This window comes from Paenibacillus sp. RS8 (assembly GCF_041956825.1).
GTDB lineage: Bacteria > Bacillota > Bacilli > Paenibacillales > Paenibacillaceae > Paenibacillus_AQ.
Genome location: NZ_CP168131.1, coordinates 557255 through 581173, shown reverse-complemented (window position 1 = coordinate 581173; position 23919 = coordinate 557255). Strand labels below are relative to the sequence as shown.

Here is a 23919-nt window from a genome sequence, read left to right as displayed (position 1 = left end):
GCCTAAACGCTCATTATCTATTAAATGGTAGGGTTCATTATAAGTCTATAGGAGCCGGAGGATCGGAATATATATGTGGAAAAAACGCTTTACACTAGTAAAGATCATTCTGGGAGGAGTGATTATATTCGCTGCTATTCCACCAATGATTTATTGGGGCTGGGGTCATGCTTATGCGGCTTCGAGTTCACCCACCCTTCGTTCTGTAAATGAAGTAGCGCAGAAGCTAACGGGTGCAATGAACAATCGTAGAGAGACCATTACTTTTACTTATGAGAGTAAAGCTTCAAATTTGAAAACGAAAATACAAGCGGCCCTGGATCAAGCGATGGCTAGTGACCCTTATTTGTATTACATTATAGACAGCTACGGATATACTTATCGAGGAAGCTCAAGCTCTGTAAAAGTTACGGTGGAAGTGAAATATTTGGAGACGTTGGAGCAGACGGCTTTTGTGAACAAAGAAGTGAAGGCTGCGCTGAAGAAGATCATAACACCGGGCATGAACAATCATCAGAAGGTGAAGGCTATCCACGACTGGGTTGTGCTTCATCTGAAGTATGATACCTCATATCGCAAGTACACAGCTTATGAAGGATTGAAGAGTGGCAGCGCCGTTTGCCAAGGGTATTCGCTGTTGACCTATAAGCTGTTAAAGGAGGCTGGATTCACGAATAAAATCGTTGAGGGTACAGCCAAACAGCCTGGAGGACGCAGCCAGTTGCATGCCTGGAATCTTGTGCTGTTAGATGGACGGTGGTATCATCTCGACACAACTTGGGATGACCCGACACCTGATAAGGCAGGTGTGGTTAGCACAGCATACTACTTGAGAACGGATGCCCAGATGCGTCAGGACCATAGCTGGACGAAGTCTTATCCGGCAGCTTCTGTAGGTTATCATAAGACCTTGTCTGCGCTTGTGGAACGTGGGGGACAGAATGCGGCTGTCTATAAACAGCTTCAGAAGGATCTCAATTATGAGCTATATGCCGAGGAGCTAATTGTACGTTCGGTAGGAGATCTGACTCGGCTAGCGAATAAGGCAATTGCCGCCGGTGAGGTGTCTATATTGTTCCGTTATCAAGGGAGTGGGACCAAGCTTAAGAATGACCTGCAGGAGCTATATAAGCTTGGACTAGAGGACGTATCTTACTCCAGTTCTGCTTTTGACAATACGGGTGATCTCAAAGTGTTTGTGACTTGGGAATAGAAGGATAACAAAAAAAGGACATCCCATAAGCCTAAATGGCTACGGGATATTCCTTGACTTTTAATGGTTCTTGTTTGTAAGTCTCTTTGTGTGATACTTCATTAATGCCTACAAACTGGATTACCACCGATTAACAATTAGGGAAAATGTCCCTAAAATTCAGCGATTTCAGCTCTTAAGACTAATAATCAGGGAATTCCTCCCTGAAATTCACCCTATTTGGTGGTAAATATATATAATTCACTCAATTATTAGGGAGTAATTCCCTAATTGCATTCAATTAAAGAGCTTTCCATCTACTTTTAGGGAGATTTTCCCTAATTCCTCTCACCTAGCGTAGCTGCAGGGAAAGCCAAAAATAAAGGAGCTAGGCGTCTACAGACTGCTTAGCTCCTTTATTTGCATTTTAACAATATTTTACCACTCAGGTTGCCCAAAGTTACTTTTGAGACACCCACTTTTACCGGGTCTATTTATTCTGGGTGAGTACTTAGGTCGCATTTATCCAAAGGAATAATATTACTCTTCCGGAACCAGCGATAGCCGACCCAGATCAAGACAAACAGCGGCAAGCTGATATAGGAAACGGCGATACCATACCAGTCGATATTTCCGCCTGAGAAGGCGCCCATGTTCTGACCGAGGATAGCTACAATACAAAGTCCTAAGGCAAAGATAGGACCGAATGGGAACCATCTAGCTCGGTAAGGTAGTTCATCTAGCGAATGCCCTTGTGCTATAAAAGCACGTCTGAAACGGTAATGGCAGACTGCAATACCCAACCAGTTAATAAATCCGCACATACCAGAGGCATTCAGTAGCCAGTTATATACGGCTCCGTCACCAAAGAATGAAGCGAGAAAGGCGAGCATTCCGACAGCCGTAGTTACTAGCAAAGCGCCAACAGGGACACCACGGCGATTGAGCTTGCCCAGTGCGCGTGGAGCCATGCCATCCTTAGCCATTGCATACAGGACACGGGTAGAGGCGTACATCCCGGAGTTCCCGGCTGATAATACGGAGCTTAGAATGACGGCATTCATTACGGATGCAGCAATTGCAAGCCCTGCCTTATTGAACACGATTGTAAACGGACTGACTCCGATATCATCGATACCCCCGCGTAGAAGATCTGGATTCGTATAAGGAATCAACATTCCGATTACAAATATAGCAAGGATATAAAAGATTAATATACGCCAGAATACTTGGCGGATCGCAATTGGAACGTTGCGGCGTGGGTTCTCGCTCTCACCAGCAGCAACACCGATTAGCTCGGTACCCTGGAACGAGAATCCGGCTGCCATAAAGACCCCGACGAAGGCGAAGAAGCCACCATGGAAGGAGCTGCCCCCGATTTGGAAGTTACTGAAGCCTACGGCTTCTCCACCCATAATGCCGAATATCATGAGGACCCCGACAACGAGGAAGGCGATAACGGTAATGATTTTGATAATGGCAAACCAATATTCTGATTCCCCGTAGCCACGAGCAGATAGGAAATTAAGGCCGAACATCAGCAGTAGGAACACCAGACTCCAGAGAAAGGAAGGGCTGTCCGGGAACCAATATTTAATGATGACGGTAGCCGCCGATAGCTCTGCTGCAATCGTAACCGCCCAGTTATACCAGAAGTTCCACCCGATGGCGAAGCCAAAGGCGGGACTGACGAAACGAGTACCGTAGGTACTGAAGGACCCGGAGTCCGGTAAATAGGTGGCGAGCTCCCCAAGACTAGTCATGAGAAAATAAACCATTACACCCACTGCCGTATAAGCTAGAAGCGCTCCACCAGGTCCTGCTGAAGCGATCGCGCCGCCACTGGCTAGAAACAGACCCGTACCAATAGATCCGCCAAGCGCGATCATGGTCAAATGTCTTGCTTTGAACGATTTTTTTAGCGCAGGCTGATTAATGTTGCCTTGCGCTGGATTTTGCTGATTGCCCTGCATGAATATGACACTCCTTATGATCTAATCTTACTGTTCATGAACGGGGAGTGCTGAGCTGCTGACTCCCGCAAAACGGGAGGTATACTTCGTGATTTCCAGAAGGTTATGGATGATTGTACGAAACATACAAATTCTGTAAACGCAAAGAAGCCGCAAACTATGTCTGCGGCCTCCATCTATACAGCTCCGCATCATACTCCCTGTGAAGATAGCGCAACACACTGCAGTCTGCTACTTACGCAGGCTGTACAATGTGACAGTTCCGTGCCTTTCGGCAACGGCCCCAGCCTGCACCGCTGTAAGAGCTACAGCGCAAGCTTCGGCAGATATTCCTTTCGGCGTGATTCATAGACGGCTCTAACGTCTCCACACGCGTACTCTTTATATCCGCGACCTCTACCTCATCCTAGTATGACGAGGCTATCTTTACTTCATTCATTTATAAACAACAGGAATTAGTATAAAGCAAGTTTACATCTCAAAGCAATGACAAAATCAGGTACTTCACTGTTAATTGCGGCGGCGTTCTGACATCTGCTGCCAGACGGTGCCCGCTGCGGCTTCACCTGAGGCGATGCGCTCCAAAGCCATCTTGGCCTGAAGTCCAACCTCGAACTCTGGATCATCTGCAGCAAGTGTGAGCGCATCTTGAGCTTCGGATGTGCCGACTTCATAAAGGAAACGAGCCGCGCGCCAGCGGACAAGCTTGCTCTTATCCGTTAGTGCCGCCGTCATTACTGGCGTGGCGGCAGGATCGCCGATGTCGGACAGGGTATCGCCAGCCGTACGTCTTACCGCTGGCGCACTGTCTGCCATCGCCTCGTAGAGCAGCTCCATCGCCTCGGGCGTGCGAAGGTCGCCCAGATACACGACCGCAAGCCTGCGAATATGCAGCTTGGGATCGTGTAGCGCCGCCTTAAGCTCCGGCAGGAGCTCCGCCGTCGGCGTAAGATCCTCTAGCGCGGCGTAGCGCACGCGCCAATCCTCATGCTTCAGGTCTCGCAGCAGCTCATCCTGAGTGCGAGTTCGTCTCTGCTCGACGAACTCGCCTTCGGCTCCGTGCGCAATGGCTTGCTGCACGAGGGAGTCGAGGCGTTCCTGCGGATACGCCGCTTCGATCTCTTGCTCGACCTCGCGCGCAATGTCCGCGGGCTCGCCATAACGAACGCCGTAATCGGTGAGCTTGCGCTCTTTGATCATTACGGCGCTGGCTACATCCATAACCGCTTTCGTGAAGCGGTTAGCTAAGGATATGCGCTCCTCATTCGCGCCCGTTTTTACGCGGATTTGCATCGGTATTCCGCGGAACATTTGGACGAAGACTTGTGCTTCCCCAAAATGCGCACCGGCATCCTCGTCAGCTAGGCTCCAATCTCCAGTCAAGCCGTCACTACTCCCGAAGCGGCTTTGAACTTCTCTTAGAATGGCCGCCCAATCGGCGTTGCCTTTGCGCTCAAGTGCTGCGAAGTCAGCAGCATGATAAATGCTAGTAACGCCCGGTATCGTTAACATTTCACGTGCCCAAGCAGGTGCGGAACGCTCGCTTTCATGCGTATAGGTTCTGCGAATTCCGGGTTCTAAACTTTCGTCCAAATGAAGCTTCATCGTATTTGGACTAGGAGTCGGTTCAATAAATGTAATCTTCATACGTAGCTCCCCCTTGAACGGTATATGGACCGTCATACTTTATACACATATTATCTCATTTCTGGCGTGAAACACAAAATAACACTTCTATTATTTCGCTAAGTTCTGCAATGCGATGAATAAAAGGGCGAACCTTTCTTATGCTATTTGTATATTTTGCAAAATGCGCTGCTGTTCAATATAGTTGTAGTATATTCGCTAAAGCTAGGATTGCGCGGCAAACTCTGTAGAAGAGGTGTTTTATGCCTAAAACTCGTTACCATAATGTCGACAATGTAAGTACAGATAAAACACTAAAAGAATTTCGCCAGTGGCGTGAGGAGCGTCGTCGCAAGAAGAAGGACTATTCATATGTTGTGCCAAATACGCCGCCCAGATTATCTTATCTGTCGGAGAATAGTTTGGAGTCTACCATTACATGGATTGGGCATTCAACATTCTTCCTTCAATATGAGGGGATGAATATCATTACAGATCCCATCTGGGCAAGAAGGCTAGGCTTTGAGAAAAGATTGGGACAACCTGGGATTCCGATTAGTGAAGTGCCGCCGATTGATCTGATTTTGATTTCGCACTCTCATTATGATCACTTACACATAGCTTCTATCCGCAAATTATATCGGGCAGGGACGACGCTTGTAGTTCCTGTAGGTCTGAAGCGAAAAATGCTTCGTAAAGGGTTCCGCAACTGTATGGAAATGGAGTGGTGGCAGGAGATTAAGCTAGGAAAAATCAAGCTTACTTTTGTACCTACCCAGCACTGGACGCGGAGAACGCCTTGGGATACGAATACTTCTCATTGGGGTGGGTATATCTTGGAGCCCGCCGAGTCTGAGAACAAGAGGCTTTCTCCGAACCTTTATTTCGCTGGGGACAGCGGGTATTTTCCAGGTTTTAAGGAGATCGGAAACCGTTATAAGATTGATATCGCGCTTATGCCGATTGGGGCCTATGAACCGGAGTGGTTCATGACCTCTCAGCATGTGAATCCAGAGGAGGCGATACAAGCCTTCCTAGATGTAGGAGCGGAGACCATGATTCCGATGCATTATGGTACCTTTAGACTTGCTGATGATACCGCCCGGGAAGCATTGGATCGCATGGAAAGCGCCCGAGTTAAACACGGGATTTCTGAGAACCGAATTCGTACGCTCAGTTATGGAGAAACACTGGTTGTACAATCGGAGAATCGCACATCTGGACAATAATTGAAAAATTTCCTCCTGGAAAGTTGTCGCCTTAAAACAGTTGGAATAAGTTTCGTAGGAGAGAGATCAGCTTAAATGCCTATTTCACGGGATTTTTGCACTGATTTTATGCTATAATGAGCCGAAACCCTAAAGTGAAAAGGATGGTAATGCGTAATGATTAGCACAAGCGGCGTAACACTCCGCTACGGAAAACGCGCTCTCTTCGAAGATGTAAACATAAAATTCACCCCTGGTAATTGCTATGGTTTGATTGGTGCCAATGGTGCTGGTAAATCAACCTTTCTGAAAATTCTGTCCGGGGAGATTGAAGCGAACACGGGTGATGTTCATATAACACCAGGTGAACGCCTTGCAGTTCTGAAGCAGAACCATTTCGAGTACGATGAATTTCCAGTACTTGAAACAGTTATTATGGGTCACACTCGTCTTTATGAAATCATGAAAGAAAAGGACGCGCTTTATGCGAAGTCTGATTTCACGGAAGCAGATGGTCTACGTGCCGGTGAGCTAGAAGGCGAATTTGCGGAACTTAATGGCTGGGATGCAGAGCCTGATGCGGCGGCTATGCTGATCGGTCTAGGCATTATGCGTGAACTACATGATAAGAAAATGGCCGAACTGAGCGGCAATGAGAAGGTACGGGTACTCTTGGCACAAGCCTTGTTTGGCCGTCCAAATAACCTCCTGCTCGATGAGCCTACCAACCACTTGGATCTCGAATCCATTGGCTGGTTAGAGAACTTCCTCATGGATTATGAAGGTACTGTTATCGTCGTATCCCATGACCGTCACTTCTTGAACAAAGTATGTACGCATATTGCGGATATTGATTTTGGCAAAATCCAGATGTACGTTGGTAACTACGACTTCTGGTACGAGTCCAGTCAGCTTGCTCAAGCTTTGCAGCGTGATTCGAACAAGAAGAAGGAAGACAAGATCAAGGAACTGCAAGCCTTTATCCAGCGTTTCTCGGCCAATGCTTCCAAGTCTAAACAGGCAACTTCTCGTAAGAAACAACTCGAGAAAATTACACTGGATGACATTCGTCCATCCAACCGTAAATATCCGTTCCTCAACTTCAAACCTGAACGTGAAGCAGGTAAGCAGCTGCTGACGATCAGCGGCTTGACCAAATCGGTTGAAGGTGAGAAGGTTCTTGATGAAATCAGCTTTGTAGTTAACAAAGGCGATAAGATTGCTTTCGTGGGCCCTTACTCTCAGCCTAAATCACTTCTATTTGATGTGATCATGGGCGAGCAAGAAGCGGATGCGGGTGAATATGCATGGGGAGTCACTACAACTCAAGCTTATTTCCCGAAAGACAACTCCAGCTATTTCGATGGCGTGGACTTGAATCTCGTAGAATGGCTGCGTCAGTATTCTAAAGATCAGGATGAGACGTTCCTGCGTGGATTCCTTGGACGGATGCTGTTTGCCGGAGAAGAAGCACTGAAGAAAGCAAGTGTACTGTCCGGGGGCGAGAAGGTTCGCTGTATGTTGGCGAAGATGATGCTGAACGGTGCGAACGTGCTTGTATTCGATGAACCTACCAATCACTTGGATCTGGAATCCATTACGGCACTGAACAACGGACTGATCGATTTCGACGGGACTATTCTCTTTACTTCCCATGACCATCAGTTCATCCAAACCATTGCTAACCGTATCATCGAAATCACACCTACAGGTGTAATTGATCGCACGATGACTTACGATGAGTATTTGGAGAATCCTGAAATTAAGGAAATGCGCCAACGCATGTATCCTGTAGAAGTATAATATTTGCCTTCCGCTAAGCGGAAGGAACCCGTTAAGCAGCTACTCTAATCCTTATAGGATTAGGGTAGCTGTCTTTATATTTCAATTTCGAAAAGTTAACGGTAGGTGAAGGCTGTGGACAGAGCAATTTTTATTATGAGGCATGGGGAGACCGAGTTTAATACGCAAGGTCGTTACCAAGGCCAATTGGATTCACCTCTGACTGAGCATGGAGTGGAACAAGTCAGACAAATGGCGAGGCTGCTTCGTTATTCCGTAGATCAATCCTCCGAGTGGAGGGTGATTTCAAGTCCGCTTGGGAGAGCGCTGCAAAGCACACAGATTTTGTGTGAAATCTTAGGTTACGATTTCAATAAAGTAGAAACGGATTCCAGGCTAAGTGAGGTATCCGTCGGATCATGGTCAGGGTTAACGCTGAAAGAGATTGAACAGGACTGGGCCGATAGACTTACTGGAACTACTATGTATGATTGGTACTTTTACTCTCCAGACGGGGAGAGCTACGAGGCGGTTCAAGAGCGTGTCACAGACTGGCTGGATAGCGTGTCTTCTTCTCCGCAGGTCATAGCGGTCACACATGGATTAACAAGTAGAATTCTACGCGGAGTATACGCGGGGCTTACAAGACAGGAGACCTTAGCACTTGAGGTTTCCCAAAGCGCATGTTTTCAGTTGGCTAATTGTACAATAAAGAGAATCAGTAATGAATTTGATGAGTTCTAGCCCATCCTTTAAGGGAGACGAACGCATAAAAGGCTGCGTTGTCCCTGAGGGATAGGCAGCCTTTTATGTTTATAAGATAGTACTAGGATCCGCCGGTACGACGGCGTTGGTTGTTAGGCTTTTTGTTATTCTGACTTTTTAGCGGTTTGGCGGAGCCGGCCTGAAAAGTTGATCCAGGTTTGGAGGTAGATTGTTGTTTCTTCTGCTCCAGCTTTTGCCGGATAGCTTCAGCTAAATTGATTTTTCCTTTTTCATTGCTTTCGCTCATTATGATAACCTCCTTCGAAGCAAGTCCTTCACTTTATTCTAATTGTTTTTAAATGCTGCTACAAGGGCAAGAATAATTGAAAGAATTCTTTTCTAACCAAACAGAAAACGAGGAGATAGCCAAAATGGTTGATATTTACGAAGATATACGTAAAGGCGAGCGTGGAGCTTGGGTTAGCATAGCGGCTTACCTCATTTTATCGACATTCAAACTGATTAGCGGTTATCTATTCGCCTCTAATGCATTGGTCGCGGACGGGGTCAATAATTTAACTGATATCGTGGCATCGGCAGCCGTATTGGTTGGTCTGCGGATTTCGAGAAAGCCTCCTGACTCTGACCATGCTTATGGACATTTTCGGGCAGAGACAGTAGCTGCATTGTTGGCCTCTTTTATTATGGCGGTAGTAGGTATTCAGGTCATTGTGGAGGCGGTGCGTTCTTTTTTCGATCGTGCAAAAGAAACGCCGCAGCTATGGTCTGCGGGTGTGGCTTTAGTGTGTGCAGTGGCAATGATGGGAGTATACATATACAACAAAAGGCTGGCTAAACAGATAAATAGTAGCGCACTAATGGCAGCGGCAAAAGATAATTTTTCGGATGCTATGGTTAGTGTAGGGGCTGCTGTTGGAATTGTGGGTGCTCAGTTCGGACTGCCATGGATTGATTCTGCGGCAGCAGTAGTTGTCGGGCTGATTATCTTAAAGACAGCATGGGATATTTTCCGTGACTCAACTTATCGGCTTACGGATGGCTTTGATGAAGATCGGTTGATGGATCTCCGCAGTACGATCGCTCGTACACCGGGAGTAGAAGGAATTAAAGATGTAAAGGCACGGGTGCATGGGAACCATGTGCACGTGGATGTTGTAGTGGAGGTTGACGCAAATATTACAGTGGTGGAGGGGCATAAAATTAGTGATTCCATCGAAGAGAGAATGAGCAAGCTGCATAATATTATGAATGTGCAGGTGCATGTGGAACCTAAAGATTAAACTTAAAAATGCTAATTTAAGGAAGGAACAAACATATTTAAGGAGGATTCAAGACTTTAGTCCTGTATTTTACCATAAAGTGGCATGATTATATGTGCAATTTGGAGCATGTTCCAAATCCCGGGCAAGCCTATAATGAGGGCATAAAGGAATGTAGTACACACCTTTGTTGAAATCTCATCATGGTATTGGGGGAACGTATGATTAAATCACATAAGCAATTAACAGCATCCTTGTTGGTTTCAGCTGCAATTGTTGCAGGTTTAGGAGTATCTGCTCCTGGAAATGCAGCAGCAGCCTCAAGTCCATCAAATTCAGTTACGGCGGCAGCAGCCGGTCAAACCGCGGTCATCGAGGCAAGTGTTCGCCTTCGCAGCACACCTTCTACAAGTGGAGAAGTAGTGAAGTATTTGCAAAAGGGCGATCAAGTGCAGATTGTGGCGAAACCGAATAACTATTGGTATCAAGTGAAGACAGCAGATGGATCCGTAGGTTACACAAGCACGGATGATAAGTATATCAGCGTAAATTCATCTTCAGTAGGTACACCAACTGCACCATCAGCACAAACGGGAACTATTAAGTACGGAGTGAATCTTCGAACTACTCCTTCTACAAGCGGAAAAGTACTGAGACTTCTGAAGAAGGGGGAACAAGTACAACTTCTGGCAGAGCCGAACAGCTACTGGTATCAAATTCAAACCTCTGATGGTAGCATTGGATATATAAGTTCAAGTGATCAATATATTTCGTTTGCTGGTAACGGGGGGACTGGGACGGTAACGCCGACACCAACACCAACACCATCGGTACCACCAGCACCACCTATTTCGACACCTGGGGCTTCGGCCCAAATCGAGAGTGTAATCTCGGCAGGGATGGGTTATCTTGGTACACCTTATGAGTTTGGATCTAGCAGAAATGATACAAGTACCTTCGATTGTTCTGATTTTATTCGCCAAATTTTCATGGATGCTCTGAATCTGAAACTACCTGCTGATTCTCGTCAACAGGGAGATTGGGTGAAATCAAACAGTACGGTGGTTACGTCTACCTCAGGTTTAAAACGCGGTGATCTAATGTTCTTCATGGATTATAAAGGGAATTCCGCTTCCGCTTATGCAGGGATTGATAAATCCAAGGCTAGAATATCACATGTTGCTATGTATCTGGGAGATGGACAAATTATTCATACGTATTCCGTAGCTTCAGGCGGGGTAAAAGTAGATCAGTTAAGCGCTTCTTGGACGAATCGTTTCCTCTTTGGGGGATCGGTCATCCGATAATTATATAGGTACACAGAAGCGGCAGCATCGCATGTTTGTGACGGGTGAACAAAGGCGGCGTAAGTGCAAAAGATACCCCCTCAGTAGAATCATATCTACTGAGGGGGTATCTTTTGGTAAATATAAGGATTTATACGTTCCGTGCTATAAATTATCCTTATATTTCTCGCATAAACACTTGCCGTCCTTATAGGGACGCCGAAGGCGTTTATGCTTGTTATCAGCTTTTCGGAGCTAATTACATAATTACATTGGCAGCCACAGGAACCTTAACCCACGCTTTTCCTAGCCAAGTATAAACTTCTCTCCATTCATTGCCCCAAGTATCCGTAATCACTTCACCTGTAGTGTCAAGCATTTGAGGGCTAAGCCAGCCTGCGGGAATCATACTGCCGACTGAAAAGTGGAAGGCTGTTTTTTCGGTCAGAACAATTTGCGGTGTGGCCGGAGTAATATCCGATGGCGTAATAATCGTTTCGAAAGTATTTGTGTAAGTGCTTCCATTAACTGTTGTAGCGTCTGTAGTTGTACCTGTTACCTCTGCGGCTGATGCAGTAGCTGCTATTGAAGCCATAAGTCCTAAGGCTAGTGTAATGCTGGCGAATTTTTTCATGTTTAGTTCCTCCTTATTATGAACCAGATTCATACATTTTTCTTATTTTCTCAAGTGACATCTGTGTGCGAATGACCTATACTTTCTGCATGATGAATAAGATATATGGATACTTATGGGAGGAGGCTACATCGATCGACCTCTGCGTCCCGTGAAGAGGGAAACAACAAACAGAACCAAGAAGACGAAGAATAGTATCTTTGCAAGACCTGCAGCGGCTGCTACAAGATTAAAGAAACCAAATATACCAGCGATTACAGCTACAACTAGTAGAATTGCGGACCATTTTAACATTACATATCACCTATCCTTTTTTTGTATTTGTAGTCATTGTATAAACGGGGACTTTGATTCTGAAACAAAGGGGGAGCAGGGAGTTTTGACAACGCTCGACAGAATGTTTCGGCCTATGGCACTAGGGGTAACTATGCAGTATACAAGGCTGAATAGCCGCTATTTATGAGATTTGGAAGGGGTTATAAATATGATCATTGAACTTAGTGTAGCTCTCGTTGCTATCGCATTCGCAATACTTGTTTTCTTTCTAATTAAGACTTTGCAGTCAGCGAAGCAATCTCTCGACAAAGTAAGCCAGACCTTGGTGGAAGTGCAGAAGACGATGGATGAACTGACTTATGAAGTAAAGACTACAGTCAGACATGCCAATGAAATTACCGCTGATGTACAGAATAAAATTCAGAAGATTGATCCTGTCATAGATTCTGTGAAGAATTTGGGAGAAGTTATGAATGAGTTAACCTTAACCGTTAAGCAAGTCTCAGTAACTGTGATTGAGAGATATCGTAAATCGCATGAACTGAGGGAGAAGCGTAAGGGAGTATCCGTAAAAGAAGTTCCACTGACTGCAGCCGAGGAACGTACGGTTAACTCCTATGATGCTGTTAATGCCGAGAAAGCGCCGGGGAAAATAGCTACTGTGTTAAAAGGTGTAGATGTAGCTGCAACTCTTTGGAAAAAATTCCGTCATTAAACTTAAGGCAGCAAGTCTTCTGTAAATGGCGGCTGCAGATAAGAAAGGTGGGATAACAACATGAACATTATCATTCTTTTGTTTAGTCTTCTTTCCCCATACTTTGATGCGTCTCCACAGTTGACACCTATCTCAACATTTATTGAACAGCCTAAGTCTGTTCTGGCCTTTGAGCATATTGCAGAATCCAGCCCTTCTATAAATCGGTTTGATTCACTGCAAGGAGTCTCTTTATATGCCACAAAGGAAGAACTGCTTCTGAGCAAGGGGAATCCCCTTACGGTAACAAATGATCCATTGCAAGGGACAGTGGAGTACCACTACGCAGATGTGACAGTCGGTGTTGGCGAGGGCTTTGTATTATATGTGCATGTCTCACCTTCTCAAGCGCAGCAGTTCGGTCTGCAGGTAGATGGGGTAGGAATTGATCCCGTGAAGGATAATGTGCAATCAACCTTGGGGAAACCGTATTTTATAGCTGAAGATGGTGACGTATATATGAGAGGAAATAATGCGCTCAAAATATATCGAAATTTGGCAGGTGAATTCGAAGGTATTGATTTATTTGATAGTATTTCTTCTTAATGTGTTTCACTTTTGATCATTTTGGTTAATAATCAGGGGCTGTCTTTACCATAGAGTAACCTCCCGAACCACTAGGTGTAGTGGTTCGGGAGGTTACTTTGCTGAACACGTAAATGAACCTATTACTATATTTACATATTATAAAAATAGATATAACGGTTTTAAATAGCGTATGATATAGGTAATGAGTCGCAGAATTTTACGGTCGTAATACAATTTGTGTGAGGTGAAGATGATGAGAATCTTAATCGTAGATGACAATCCGACTAATGTTATCATTATCCGTGAAATCCTGAAAAAAGAAGATTACCGAAATTTCGTAACTGCATCCTCTGCAAAAGAGATGCTTACACGGCTGGGAATCGGTACTGTTAGTGAAGATGGACGTCCTCGGATGTCAGATATCGATCTGATTTTACTGGATATGATGATGCCGGAAATGGATGGAATCGAGGCATGTCGTGTTGTACAGCAATACGAACATCTTAAGGATATTCCAATAATAATGGTTACAGCAGTTGGTGATTCCAAGAAGCTGGCTGAGGCACTGGATGCAGGTGCAGTAGATTATGTTACGAAACCGATTAACAAAGTGGAGCTCATGGCCCGAATTCGGCTTGCGCTCCGGTTGAAGCGAGAGAAAGATTGGCATAAGGAACGGGATCAGCGTATTCAGGAAGAATTGAGACTGGCCGCACTTGTTCAGAATGCTGTGTTGAGCTTACCGCTTCAGGAAGAGAATTTTGAGGTCAATGCCATCTATCAGCCATCCTCTGAGCTTGCCGGTGATTTATACGCATGGTACCCCCTTGGTGATGGCCGATATGGCGTGATCCTGCTGGACATTATGGGACACGGAATATCGTCATCACTTTTTTGTATGTTTCTTGCATCTGTTTTAAAGGACACGGTAACTACGTATGTAGAACCGGAAAAGGTTATTCAGGAGCTCAATCGAAGGTTTAATCAGCTGTATATTGAAAAAAAGTTGATTCAATACTACTTTACGACTATTTATCTCGTGATAGATACCCGTATGAAGCGTATTGACTATGTCAACGCGGGGCATCCGCCTGCGCTGTTTTTTGAAGGTGTAGCTAAGACTCCAGTCATGCTGGAAAGTAACTGTCACCCTGTGGGTCTGTTTGAACAGATCGATATTCAGCCACAGAGCTTAACCTATGAAGATGAAGGGCATCTAGTTCTTTATACAGACGGTTTACTGGAACTGGTTGAGGGCGAACAAGAGGAGCAGTTGAAATTTATGATTCAACATTTAAATGTTGAACATGAGTGGAATGAAGAAGCTATTCGAGCTGCTTTTTTCAATGTTGAGGTTCCTAAAGAGCGTGATGATGATAAGTGTATTGTGTGGATCTCACTGAAGAAGGGAACAGATAGAGAATGAAGATAAAGGCTAAACTCTTAATTGGCTTCAGTGCCATGTTAGCGATTATGCTTGCACTTACGATGATAGGATACGACCGCTTAAATTATATGAATAACCAACTGGAAGGATATCAGGATAGATATATGAAGGGGCGGTCTTCTTCGGGGATGCGTGGAGAAGTCAATGATATGGCACGAATATTGACCACGACCATGTTAAGTGCCGATGCATCATCGGTAGAATCTCAGAAGAATGAGATTAATAAGAAGATTGCTAAAGCGAATGAGCATTATGAGAAAATAAAAGCGTCGATGACTAGCGCTGAAGAAATGCAAATGGTCAGTCAAATAGATGGTGCGTACACTACTTATTTAAATTATCAGGAAAAGGTATTGAAACTGCTATCGGCTGGTTATTTTCAGAATGCTAGCACGTATTCCAACACAGAGGGACAAGCGATTCAGAATGCCGTGTTAAACGCTCTGAACAGTCTCTCTGATTATAATGCTTTTATTATGAATGAAGAGAGTACGAAGGCCAACGAAGCTTATAAAAGTTCGACTCAGATGGTAGTTCTAATGATGATTATGGGCTTACTTCTCGGACTTGGAGTAGTTCTATGGATCATCCCAAGCATCACTCGGGGGCTTAATGTCGTTTCGATGATGATTACCAGCTTTGGCAACGGTAAGGTGAGGGCCATACGGCGTATAAAGGTTACTACTAAAGATGAAATTGGTGAGGTTGCTCTTGTCTTTAAAAAGATGGCTTTAGATCTTGAACAGAAGCAACAAATGGAACAGGCCTATGCGCAAGCGCAGAATGACCAATCCTGGCTAAATGCGAATGTTGCTCGGGTGACGGAACTATTGCGAGGTGTTAGCTCCTTAGACCAGGTCTCACAGACCTTCATCAATGAGTTTACCCCTGTGCTGGGAGCACAGTTCGGAGCTGTATATTTAAAAGATGCCAATCGTCCTGATTTTTTACGAAGCAGTGGATATTATGCAGTAGACAATGATAAGAAACCTAAGGACGGTTTTGTGGTTGGAGAAGGGCTCGTAGGTCAAAGTGCGCTCGATATGCACCCGATCAGACTGGAGAAGGCCCCGGAAGACTATTCATCTGTTAAGTCCGGATTCGTGGATGCACAGCCTGGATATATTTCTATCCATCCGCTTATATTTGAAGACGAACTGCTTGGCGTAGTAGAATTTGCTTCATTCCAGCCTTTTAGCAGCTTGGAAAATGATTTGCTGCAACAGCTCGCAAATAATTTAAGTATTATTTTTAATAATATTAGCCGCCGTTTGATCGTGGAGAAATTGTTACGTGATTCCCAAGCACTTACGGAAGAGCTACAGTGTCAATCCGAGGAATTACAGACTCAGCAAGAGGAATTGCGCCGTTCCAATGAAAATTTGGAGGAGCAGACAGATGCGCTTAAACGCTCGGAAGAACTGCTTCAGCGTCAGCAGGAAGAACTGGAGCATTATAATACAGAACTTATTGCCAAGACCCGTGCTTTAGAGGAACAGGTACAAGAGGTAGAAGAAAAGAAAGATGAGATTGAGCATGCAAAAATTCAATTAGAGAAACAGGCTAAGCAATTATCCGTTACTAGTAAATATAAATCTGAGTTCTTGGCGAACATGTCCCATGAATTGCGAACTCCGCTCAACAGTCTCTTGATCCTATCCCAGCTACTTACGGAGAATAAGGATGGCAACTTGTCAGAGAAGCAGGTTGAATTTGCGCATACGATCTATATGTCAGGTGCGGACTTGCTGAAGATGATTGACGAGATTTTGGACTTGTCCAAGGTTGATGCAGGCAAAATGGAACTAAACCAAGAAGAAATTAAATTGACTGAGCTGAAGAGCTTTGTGAAGCAGAATTTTGCTCCGCAAGCACTTAAAAAAGGTCTTTCCTTACGGATTACCTTTAACGAGCCGCTGCCAGATAGCGTTATTGCCGATGGTCATCGGTTGAAGCAGGTGCTGAGAAATCTGCTTTCTAATGCTTTTAAGTTTACGATGGAAGGATTTATTGAGTTCTCTGTTAGCCAAGCAGATGATAATCTTATTCCGCTAGATCTGCCAGGAGAAGCTGACTATATTGCTATTGCTGTGAAGGATAGCGGAATTGGTATTCCGGCGGACAAAACCGATATTGTGTTTGAAGCCTTCCAACAGGTGGATGGAACAACCAGTCGTAAGTTTGGGGGGACAGGCTTGGGCTTGTCTATCAGCCGTGAGTTAGCACGTTTAATGGGCGGAGCCATTGTGCTGGAATCCCGTGAGGGCCAAGGTAGTACCTTTACTATGTATTTGCCGGTTAAAGGAAATTATAATAGGCAACCTGCAGTGATAGAAGCTGCTGCTTCTGTAGAGGATGCACCCTTTGAGGAATATTTCGGAGATAGGCTTCCAACCCTTGTACCCACGCCGGTCCATGCACCGATCCCACAATTGATGATCGATGATGACCGGGATCATTTGACTGCAAATGATAAGGTTCTGCTTATTATTGAAGACGATGAGAGCTTTGCTAAAATATTGCTGGATATGGCTCATGGCCGCAAATTCAAAGGACTGGTAGCCCTCCAAGGCGATACTGGACTGCAGATGGCGAAGACTTATCTGCCGGATGCGATTATTCTAGATATTCAGCTGCCCGTTATGGACGGTTGGACCATCCTTAGAGAGTTAAAAAGTGCATCACAGACTCGTCACATTCCTGTCCATGTCATCTCTGTGAATGATGAAGTGAAGCAGGGACTTATGATGGGGGCTATGGCTTATTTAAGAAAACCATCTTCCAGAGAGGCTCTAGAGCGGGCGTTCTCGCAAATCGAGAACTATACCTCCAGTACGTTGAAGTACTTGCTGATTGTTGAGGATGATGAAATTCAACGTCGTTCTATCATGGAATTGATCGGTCACGACGATGTGGCCATAACCGCAGTTTCAACTGGCGGGGAGGCACTGAGTGAGCTACGGAAGCAGAGATATGATTGTATGGTTCTAGATCTGATGCTTGAGGATATGACAGGTTTCGATCTGCTGGATCAGATTCGTGATGATGAGGAATTAAATGATCTTCCTATTATTATTTATACAGGTAAGGATTTGGATGGTAAAGAAGAGACACAGCTACGCAAGTATGCGGAATCAATCATTATCAAGGATGTACGTTCGCCAGAACGGTTATTGGATGAGACTACATTGTTCTTACACCGGGTAGAAGCCAATCTTCCGGAAGATAAACGTAAGATTCTGCAGAAGCTTCATAATAAAGAAGAATTGTTCGAAGGAAAGAAGATCCTGCTCGTTGATGACGATATTCGTAATGTCTTTGCGCTCTCCAGCGTACTCGAAGAGTATCATATGGAAGTGAAGTTTGCCGAGAATGGACGCGAAGCGCTGGAAATGCTGGTAGAGCAAGAAGATTTCGATCTTGTGCTTATGGATATGATGATGCCGGAGATGGACGGATATGAGGCTATGCGTCGGATCCGCGAGATGCCGCAGTATCAGAAGCTGCCAATTATTGCACTTACCGCCAAAGCGATGAAAGAGGATCGTGCCAAATGTATTGAAGCTGGAGCCTCTGACTATATGAAGAAGCCAATCGCTACAGGTCAACTTCTATCTTTAATGCGAGTTTGGCTGTATTCGTAACCTCAATATTGGGGTAATACTTTAAAAGAACTAACAAAAAGCCATTCTTCAAAAGTACGGCGTGTTGATAAGGGAGTCGGGATAACAATGAAAGCAATAGAACACGGATATGAGGAGCAGCCCGTTCTGGCGGGAAGTGAAGAACTGGAGCAAATTGAGATTGAGCTGCTTCTTGATGGGGTACACCGTTTATATGGCTATGATTTCCGGAATTATGCGTTACCTTCATTGAAACGACGTATCTGGCATCATGTTCATGCGGAGAATGTCCTCAGTATATCCGCGCTGCAAGAGAAAGTGCTGCATGATCGCGCTTGTTTTGAACGATTTGTCTACAGTCTCTCTATTCCTGTTACTGAAATGTTCAGGGATCCGGGATTATTTCTAACTTTTCGCCAGAAGGTAGTCCCTTTGTTAAGAACTTATCCCTATATTCGTATCTGGCATGCTGGATGCTCCACGGGGGAAGAAGTTTATTCTATGGCCATCCTGCTACATGAAGAGGGGCTTTATGATAAGGCTCGGATTTACGCCACAGATATGAATGAGCGTTCTTTACAGCAGGCTAAGGAAGGCGTTTATGATATTAGCAGAATGAAGCAATACACAAAGAATTATTTGGAGGCAGGAGGTACTCGGGCATTCTCCGAATACTATACTGCGAAGTATAACTCCGTTATTTTACAACCTTATTTACGCAAAAATATTATTTTTGCTGAGCATAACTTAGCTACAGACACTTCTTTTAATGAGTTTAATGTTATTTTCTGCCGAAATGTAATGATCTATTTCAATGATGAGCTTCGTGATCATGTGCACGGGTTGTTTCATGAAAGTCTGAGTCGCTTTGGAATCCTAGTTTTGGGCTCCAAAGAGTCCATTCACTTTACGAAATATAGCGATTGCTATGAATCTTTAGACAGAGTGGAGAAAATATACCGTAACATAAAATAACGCATGTAGGAGGGTGGTCCTATGGGGTTTCAAGAACCAATTCATATACTACTAGTAGACGACCGTCCTGAAAATTTGCTGGCGCTGGAGGCGGTGCTTGAGAGCCAGCATTACGAGCTAATTAAAGCTACCTCCGGTGAAGAAGCGTTGCGCTGTTTGTTAAGGTATGATTTTGCTGTCATTGTACTAGATGTACAGATGCCGGGTATGGATGGAATTGAAACTGCAAAATTGATCAAGGCCAGAGAGAAAACGAAAGAAATTCCGATTATTTTTATCTCTGCCAATAGCAAAGAAGCGGAGCATTTATTCGCGGGCTATTCGGCAGGGGCTATTGATTATATGGTCAAGCCTTTCATTCCACAAATCTTGAACTCTAAGATACAAGGCTTTGTCGAAATGTACATCACGAGCAAGAAGCATCAGACTCAAACCATGCTGCTGCAGCAAAAGACGAAAGAACTGGAAATCATTAATAGTGAGCTTATCAAGGCAAAAGAAGAGGCGGAGATTGCCTCCAAAGCAAAGTCGGAATTTCTAGCTATGATGAGTCATGAGATTCGTACACCTATTAACGGCGTAGTTGGCATGATTGATCTATTAATGGAGACGGATCTTACGCCAGAGCAAAAGGAATACTCGGAGATTATTCGGAAAAGTGCCGACACATTGATTACAGTTATTAACGATATTCTTGATTTTACTAAAATGGAATCGGGAAAAATGGAAGTCGAAGAGCATTTGTTTGAACTCCGAAATTGTATTCAAGAGGTGTTCAGCCTCTTTTCGATTGAAGCGGGAAAGAAGAACCTGGAACTCGCGTATTTTATTGATCAGAAATTGCCTAGACTTTTATATGGAGATATGGCTCGCTTACGCCAAGTTTTAATTAATTTGATCGCTAATGCCGTTAAATTCACAAATCAAGGTGGGGTGTATCTAGTCGCCTCGATTAAGAGCATTGCTGATCATAAGATGGAAGTTGAATTCACGATCATGGATACAGGGATTGGGATTTCTCCGGAAAAATGTGACCGATTATTTGAACCCTTTTCGCAGCTTGATTCTTCTATGACACGGAAATATGGGGGAACAGGTCTGGGACTAGCTATATGTAAATCTCTTGTCGGAATGATGGGCGGAGAAATCCGGGTAGAATCGATGGAGGAAAAGGGAGCTACCTTTATCTTTACGATTCAGGCTTCTATGCCAGGAGAAGATTTGATAGGCGGTTATCAAGAAGAGGAATCCATGCAACCTGTTCCCAATCAAGAGGGGAGAAGCAGAATCCTTGTTGTAGATGACCATCCGATTAATCAGCGTCTAATGGTCAGTATGCTGGATAAGCTGGGCTATGCGGCGGATATGGCTGAAGATGGACAACAGGCTGTGGAAATGGCGATTAAGCATCCTTATGATTTTATCTTTATGGATCTTCAAATGCCAGTGATGGATGGCTTGGAGGCGACCGCCCAAATTCGGCGAGAGGGTGGTCCTGCTGCCAAGAAGACCGTTATTATTGCAATGACGGCGAACGTCATGGAGGGAATTCAGAATCGCTGTAAGGCCTCAGGAATGGATGATTACATCAGCAAACCGCTGAAGATGAGTAGTATAAAACAAATGATTTCTCGATATTCTAGCAATGACAATGTAATAGTTGAACCTGATATATCTATTTTCCAGGCGTAATCTAGTATTTACCAATTGGTTTTTTTAACGTTATTTGATTCAAAGGTATATCATTAAGGTTATTAATATAGAAAATATTTGTTCAGGAGAGATCGTCTAATGAATACGCATAAAAGTAACAAGTTCCATGCGAAGACAGAAACTAAAGGGAATGTATGCACCGTTTTCCTGAGTGGTGAACTTGATTTATCAGTTGCTTCCGATTTCCGCCTGGTGATGGAGCCGCTTGTAGGAGATACCAAACTAGATTTAGTTATTAATCTTAAGGAATTAAAATACATCGATAGCACAGGGATTGGTATTCTACTTTCGATCTTGAAGTCAAGACAAGGAATGGACGTTAAGTTTATGGTTGAGGATGTTCCTCCACAAATTCAGAAGCTGTTTGATATGACTGGTATTTCCAAGTTTTTTGCCTCCCAAGAGAATTCCCACTAGGAAAGGATAGAACAAAGAATGAGTGATGATGTGCAAAAAGTAATTCTTCAGTTGCCTGCTAGCGCAGAGTATGTGGATATTGTTAGGTTGAATTTATACGGCATTGCCTCGAAAATGGGTTTCACCTATGAGGATATCGAAGACATGAAAGTGGCTGTATCCGAAGCGTGTAACAACTCCGTATTGTACGCTTACGGCCAAAAAGACGGAATGGTAGATGTAATCTTTGAGGTAGAAGAAAGCTCCTTATCCATTACAGTCAAAGACGAAGGGGAGAGCTTTGACGGATTGGACAATTCTAATGAACGTATGACACTGCATGATAAGGAATTAAGTGACGTTCAAGTTGGTGGGTTAGGGTTCTACTTGATGCAAGCGTTGATGGACGACGTAAGCGTCGTAAGTGAAGCCGGAAAAGGGACGGTGGTAACTTTGAAGAAGCACCTTAATTTTAGCGAGGAGAAAGTATGAGTGACAAAGTGACTCCCCCCGAGTCCATGAATGAAGCAGTCACCCAAATTTGGGAGTATCAGCAGTCCAAGGATAACGATCAGGCGACGTTGCTGATACAGAAATATGAGCCAATGGTAAAAATGGCTGCTGGGAAAATTTCCCGTAATCGCCCCGATCTGTATGAGGATTTATATCAGGTCGGGCAAATGGCGCTCATCCGGTTACTGCAGCAATATGATATCAGTCTCGGAATCCCTTTTGAGCCCTATGCGATGAAAAGCATGATTGGACATATGAAGAATTATCTTCGTGATAAATCTTGGTACATACAGGTTCCTAGACGGATTAAAGAAAAGGGAGCGCTTGTTCAACACGCGATTGATGAACTAACAGTTAAGCTCGAACGTTCACCTGCAGTCGATGAGATTGCTCATTATCTTGATCTGTCTGTTGAAGAAACTGTAGAAGTACTGGCAGGTAGAGAATGTTACCATTACGTATCTCTTGATTCACCGCTTTCCCAAGAGGAGACCGGAGCTACGCTAGGAGAGCTTATCAGCTCTGATGCGAACGATTACGAGACTGTAGAGAAACGAATGGATCTTCAGCAAGCACTAGGGCAATTGAAGGAGCAAGAGCAGCAAGTGTTGCTACTAGCCTTCCAAGATGGTCAATCCCAGCGGGCAATCGCTCAGAAGCTGGGGGTTTCACAGATGAGCGTTTCACGGATACAGAAGCGGGCCACTGAGAAGTTAAAGCAGATTATGGCCAACTCATCCTATTGAGCTCCTTTATGTGTAATAAACATTACTTTGATTTGAACGCCACTTTTCGACGATAAGGACATGCCTCTCTCCGTACCTGGAGAATAGCATGTCCTTTATTTGTGTTTTATGTTTTTACAAAGCTCTTCCCCCGCTTGACCGTCTAACCCTAAAGGATAGACGGTCAAGCGGGGGAAGAGGGAGAGGTGATAGATGGGCGATAGATAACCCATCTGTTAGCTATTTGCATCGATGTATTTTTTGATCTCGCCAAGGTACTCACCGATCACAGGAACATCAAGAAACAGGCTAAGAATATAGCCTAGTACACCAAGGACTACGAATGTTCCGAGCGACAGTCCGAGACCTCGGGAGATGCCGGCCATCAAGTTTGTGATGATTCTTTTTTTGGGATCGGAGTAATTATCGAGAATATCTTTGAATTCTGATTTTTCCAGTGATTCAGCAATCTTATCGAGGCGATGGTTTAGGCGTTTTACTTCATGTCGTAGCTCAAAAGGATGTTCATCAATTTCATATGCTTTTGTTTGGCTATTTGATTCTCCCATGCAGCATCCCTGCTTTCTGTGGCCCAAATGGGCATTCATTAAGTATTAGTTGAACCGCTGAAACGTTATTAAAGGTATAACTAAACAACAGCCAGCTGCGGACAGCTGGCTGTTGTTTGATAAAGCTGTGTAATGGCCGCAGTTTAATAACTGGATTTATAAGAAGATTTAACATCCTCTTTCGCATCTTTAGCCTCATCAGCAATTTCTTTAGAGGATGCTTTGGCTTCGTCAGCCACTTCTTTAGAAGCATCTTTAACATCAGAGGCTACATTATTTGAGGCTTCACTTACAGTGTCACCAATTTTGCTGCCTGCTTCTTGAAGGGTGGCGGCAATTTGCTGTTTGCTGTCACTGACCGTAGTGTAGATATCCGTGGCTTTAACTGAAACTGTACTAGCCAGGTCGGTTGCCTTTTCACCTACTGTTGTGGCAATGGCTTTGGTTTTGTCAGTTACTACACCGGCAACTTCTTTTGTTTTGTCAGTAGCAAGTGTAAGTTTGTCAGACAGATCACTGCGCATTTCACGACCGGGTTTTGGTGCAAATAATAGAGCTGCTGCAGCGCCTATTAAACTACCAATAAAGATGCCCTTGAAAAAGTTGCTTCCGTTTTCTACTTCATGCTCTACTTTATGTTCTACGTTACTCATCACCAATCACTCCTTATAAGTTATCTTACTTCGTATATAAACTTTGGAGTATAGGCTGAAA

At 44.3% G+C, this 23919-nt stretch carries 22 protein-coding genes and 1 riboswitch; of the genes, 15 read left to right on the top strand and 7 right to left on the bottom strand.

Going from position 1 to position 23919, the window contains the following annotated elements; translation table 11 throughout:
• Positions 1-73: 73 nt before the first annotated feature.
• Positions 74-1213: a transglutaminase domain-containing protein gene (locus ACDZ28_RS03675; RefSeq protein WP_375104015.1), complete on the top strand. Its 1140-nt coding sequence runs from the start codon at positions 74-76 to the stop codon at positions 1211-1213.
• 473 nt (positions 1214-1686) lie between these two features.
• Here ACDZ28_RS03675 and ACDZ28_RS03670 read toward each other — a convergent pair whose 3' ends face one another.
• Positions 1687-3165: an amino acid permease gene (locus tag ACDZ28_RS03670; protein WP_042131059.1), complete on the bottom strand. Its 1479-nt coding sequence runs from the start codon at positions 3163-3165 to the stop codon at positions 1687-1689.
• A 201-nt stretch (positions 3166-3366) separates the two neighbouring features.
• Positions 3367-3572, bottom strand: a riboswitch (Lysine riboswitch).
• Between the two features lie 103 nt (positions 3573-3675).
• Positions 3676-4812, bottom strand: a complete 1137-nt coding sequence (locus ACDZ28_RS03665; protein ID WP_375104014.1) for a virulence factor — start codon at positions 4810-4812, stop codon at positions 3676-3678.
• A gap of 242 nt (positions 4813-5054) precedes the next feature.
• Between ACDZ28_RS03665 and ACDZ28_RS03660 the strand changes: the two genes are divergently transcribed.
• From ACDZ28_RS03660 to ACDZ28_RS03650, 3 genes are all read left to right on the top strand, one after another.
• Entirely contained in the window at positions 5055-6020 is a 966-nt protein-coding gene (locus ACDZ28_RS03660) for an MBL fold metallo-hydrolase (RefSeq protein WP_375104013.1), read from the top strand.
• Positions 6021-6176: 156 nt separating this feature from the next.
• Entirely contained in the window at positions 6177-7802 is a 1626-nt protein-coding gene (locus tag ACDZ28_RS03655; protein WP_042131056.1) for an ABC-F family ATP-binding cassette domain-containing protein, read from the top strand.
• Positions 7803-7916: 114 nt separating this feature from the next.
• Entirely contained in the window at positions 7917-8525 is a 609-nt protein-coding gene (locus ACDZ28_RS03650; protein ID WP_375104012.1) for a histidine phosphatase family protein, read from the top strand.
• An 82-nt stretch (positions 8526-8607) separates the two neighbouring features.
• Here ACDZ28_RS03650 and ACDZ28_RS03645 read toward each other — a convergent pair whose 3' ends face one another.
• Entirely contained in the window at positions 8608-8793 is a 186-nt protein-coding gene (locus tag ACDZ28_RS03645) for a hypothetical protein (protein ID WP_375104011.1), read from the bottom strand.
• A gap of 124 nt (positions 8794-8917) precedes the next feature.
• Here ACDZ28_RS03645 and ACDZ28_RS03640 point away from each other — a divergent pair, with 124 nt between their 5' ends.
• Positions 8918-9787 carry a cation diffusion facilitator family transporter gene (locus tag ACDZ28_RS03640; protein WP_042131053.1) on the top strand — a complete coding sequence of 290 codons (870 nt, stop codon included), beginning with the start codon at positions 8918-8920 and terminating at the stop codon, positions 9785-9787.
• Positions 9788-9987: 200 nt separating this feature from the next.
• Positions 9988-11073, top strand: a complete 1086-nt coding sequence (locus ACDZ28_RS03635) for an SH3 domain-containing protein (protein WP_375104010.1) — start codon at positions 9988-9990, stop codon at positions 11071-11073.
• Positions 11074-11311: 238 nt separating this feature from the next.
• Here the strand turns inward: ACDZ28_RS03635 and ACDZ28_RS03630 are convergent, their stop codons facing one another.
• Both ACDZ28_RS03630 and ACDZ28_RS03625 read right to left on the bottom strand, forming a co-directional pair.
• Entirely contained in the window at positions 11312-11686 is a 375-nt protein-coding gene (locus tag ACDZ28_RS03630) for a hypothetical protein (protein ID WP_375104009.1), read from the bottom strand.
• 126 nt (positions 11687-11812) lie between these two features.
• On the bottom strand, positions 11813-11980 hold the full coding sequence (locus tag ACDZ28_RS03625; RefSeq protein ID WP_042131050.1) for a DUF1328 family protein: 168 nt from the start codon (positions 11978-11980) through the stop codon (positions 11813-11815).
• A gap of 190 nt (positions 11981-12170) precedes the next feature.
• On the opposite strand from ACDZ28_RS03625, the gene ACDZ28_RS03620 reads away from it, so the two are divergent.
• The 9 genes from ACDZ28_RS03620 (at position 12171) to ACDZ28_RS03580 (ending at position 22657) form a co-directional block, all read left to right on the top strand.
• Complete coding sequence (locus ACDZ28_RS03620) at positions 12171-12677, top strand: DUF948 domain-containing protein (protein ID WP_042131049.1); 507 nt, start codon at positions 12171-12173, stop codon at positions 12675-12677.
• 60 nt (positions 12678-12737) lie between these two features.
• Entirely contained in the window at positions 12738-13262 is a 525-nt protein-coding gene (locus ACDZ28_RS03615; protein ID WP_076120277.1) for a hypothetical protein, read from the top strand.
• A 235-nt stretch (positions 13263-13497) separates the two neighbouring features.
• Positions 13498-14670 (top strand): SpoIIE family protein phosphatase, encoded by a 1173-nt coding sequence (locus ACDZ28_RS03610; RefSeq protein WP_375105304.1) that lies wholly within the window; start codon positions 13498-13500, stop codon positions 14668-14670.
• A complete protein-coding gene (locus ACDZ28_RS03605; protein ID WP_375104008.1) occupies positions 14667-18335 on the top strand; it encodes a response regulator in 3669 nt (1222 codons plus the stop codon). Before ACDZ28_RS03610 ends, ACDZ28_RS03605 begins: the two co-directional genes overlap by 4 nt.
• Positions 18336-18422: 87 nt before the next feature.
• Positions 18423-19289 carry a protein-glutamate O-methyltransferase CheR gene (locus ACDZ28_RS03600; protein ID WP_042131046.1) on the top strand — a complete coding sequence of 289 codons (867 nt, stop codon included), beginning with the start codon at positions 18423-18425 and terminating at the stop codon, positions 19287-19289.
• A 21-nt stretch (positions 19290-19310) separates the two neighbouring features.
• Entirely contained in the window at positions 19311-20981 is a 1671-nt protein-coding gene (locus tag ACDZ28_RS03595) for a response regulator (protein ID WP_375104007.1), read from the top strand.
• Between the two features lie 99 nt (positions 20982-21080).
• On the top strand, positions 21081-21419 hold the full coding sequence (locus ACDZ28_RS03590) for an STAS domain-containing protein (RefSeq protein WP_042131044.1): 339 nt from the start codon (positions 21081-21083) through the stop codon (positions 21417-21419).
• 18 nt (positions 21420-21437) lie between these two features.
• Complete coding sequence (gene rsbW, locus ACDZ28_RS03585) at positions 21438-21890, top strand: anti-sigma B factor RsbW (protein WP_076120275.1); 453 nt, start codon at positions 21438-21440, stop codon at positions 21888-21890.
• Positions 21887-22657: a sigma-70 family RNA polymerase sigma factor gene (locus tag ACDZ28_RS03580; protein ID WP_076120274.1), complete on the top strand. Its 771-nt coding sequence runs from the start codon at positions 21887-21889 to the stop codon at positions 22655-22657. The genes rsbW and ACDZ28_RS03580 overlap by 4 nt, the downstream gene beginning before the upstream one ends.
• A 215-nt stretch (positions 22658-22872) precedes the next feature.
• Here the strand turns inward: ACDZ28_RS03580 and ACDZ28_RS03575 are convergent, their stop codons facing one another.
• Positions 22873-23205 (bottom strand): DUF5665 domain-containing protein, encoded by a 333-nt coding sequence (locus tag ACDZ28_RS03575; protein WP_076120273.1) that lies wholly within the window; start codon positions 23203-23205, stop codon positions 22873-22875.
• 143 nt (positions 23206-23348) lie between these two features.
• Entirely contained in the window at positions 23349-23858 is a 510-nt protein-coding gene (locus tag ACDZ28_RS03570; RefSeq protein WP_076120272.1) for a YtxH domain-containing protein, read from the bottom strand.
• Positions 23859-23919: the final 61 nt, after the last annotated feature.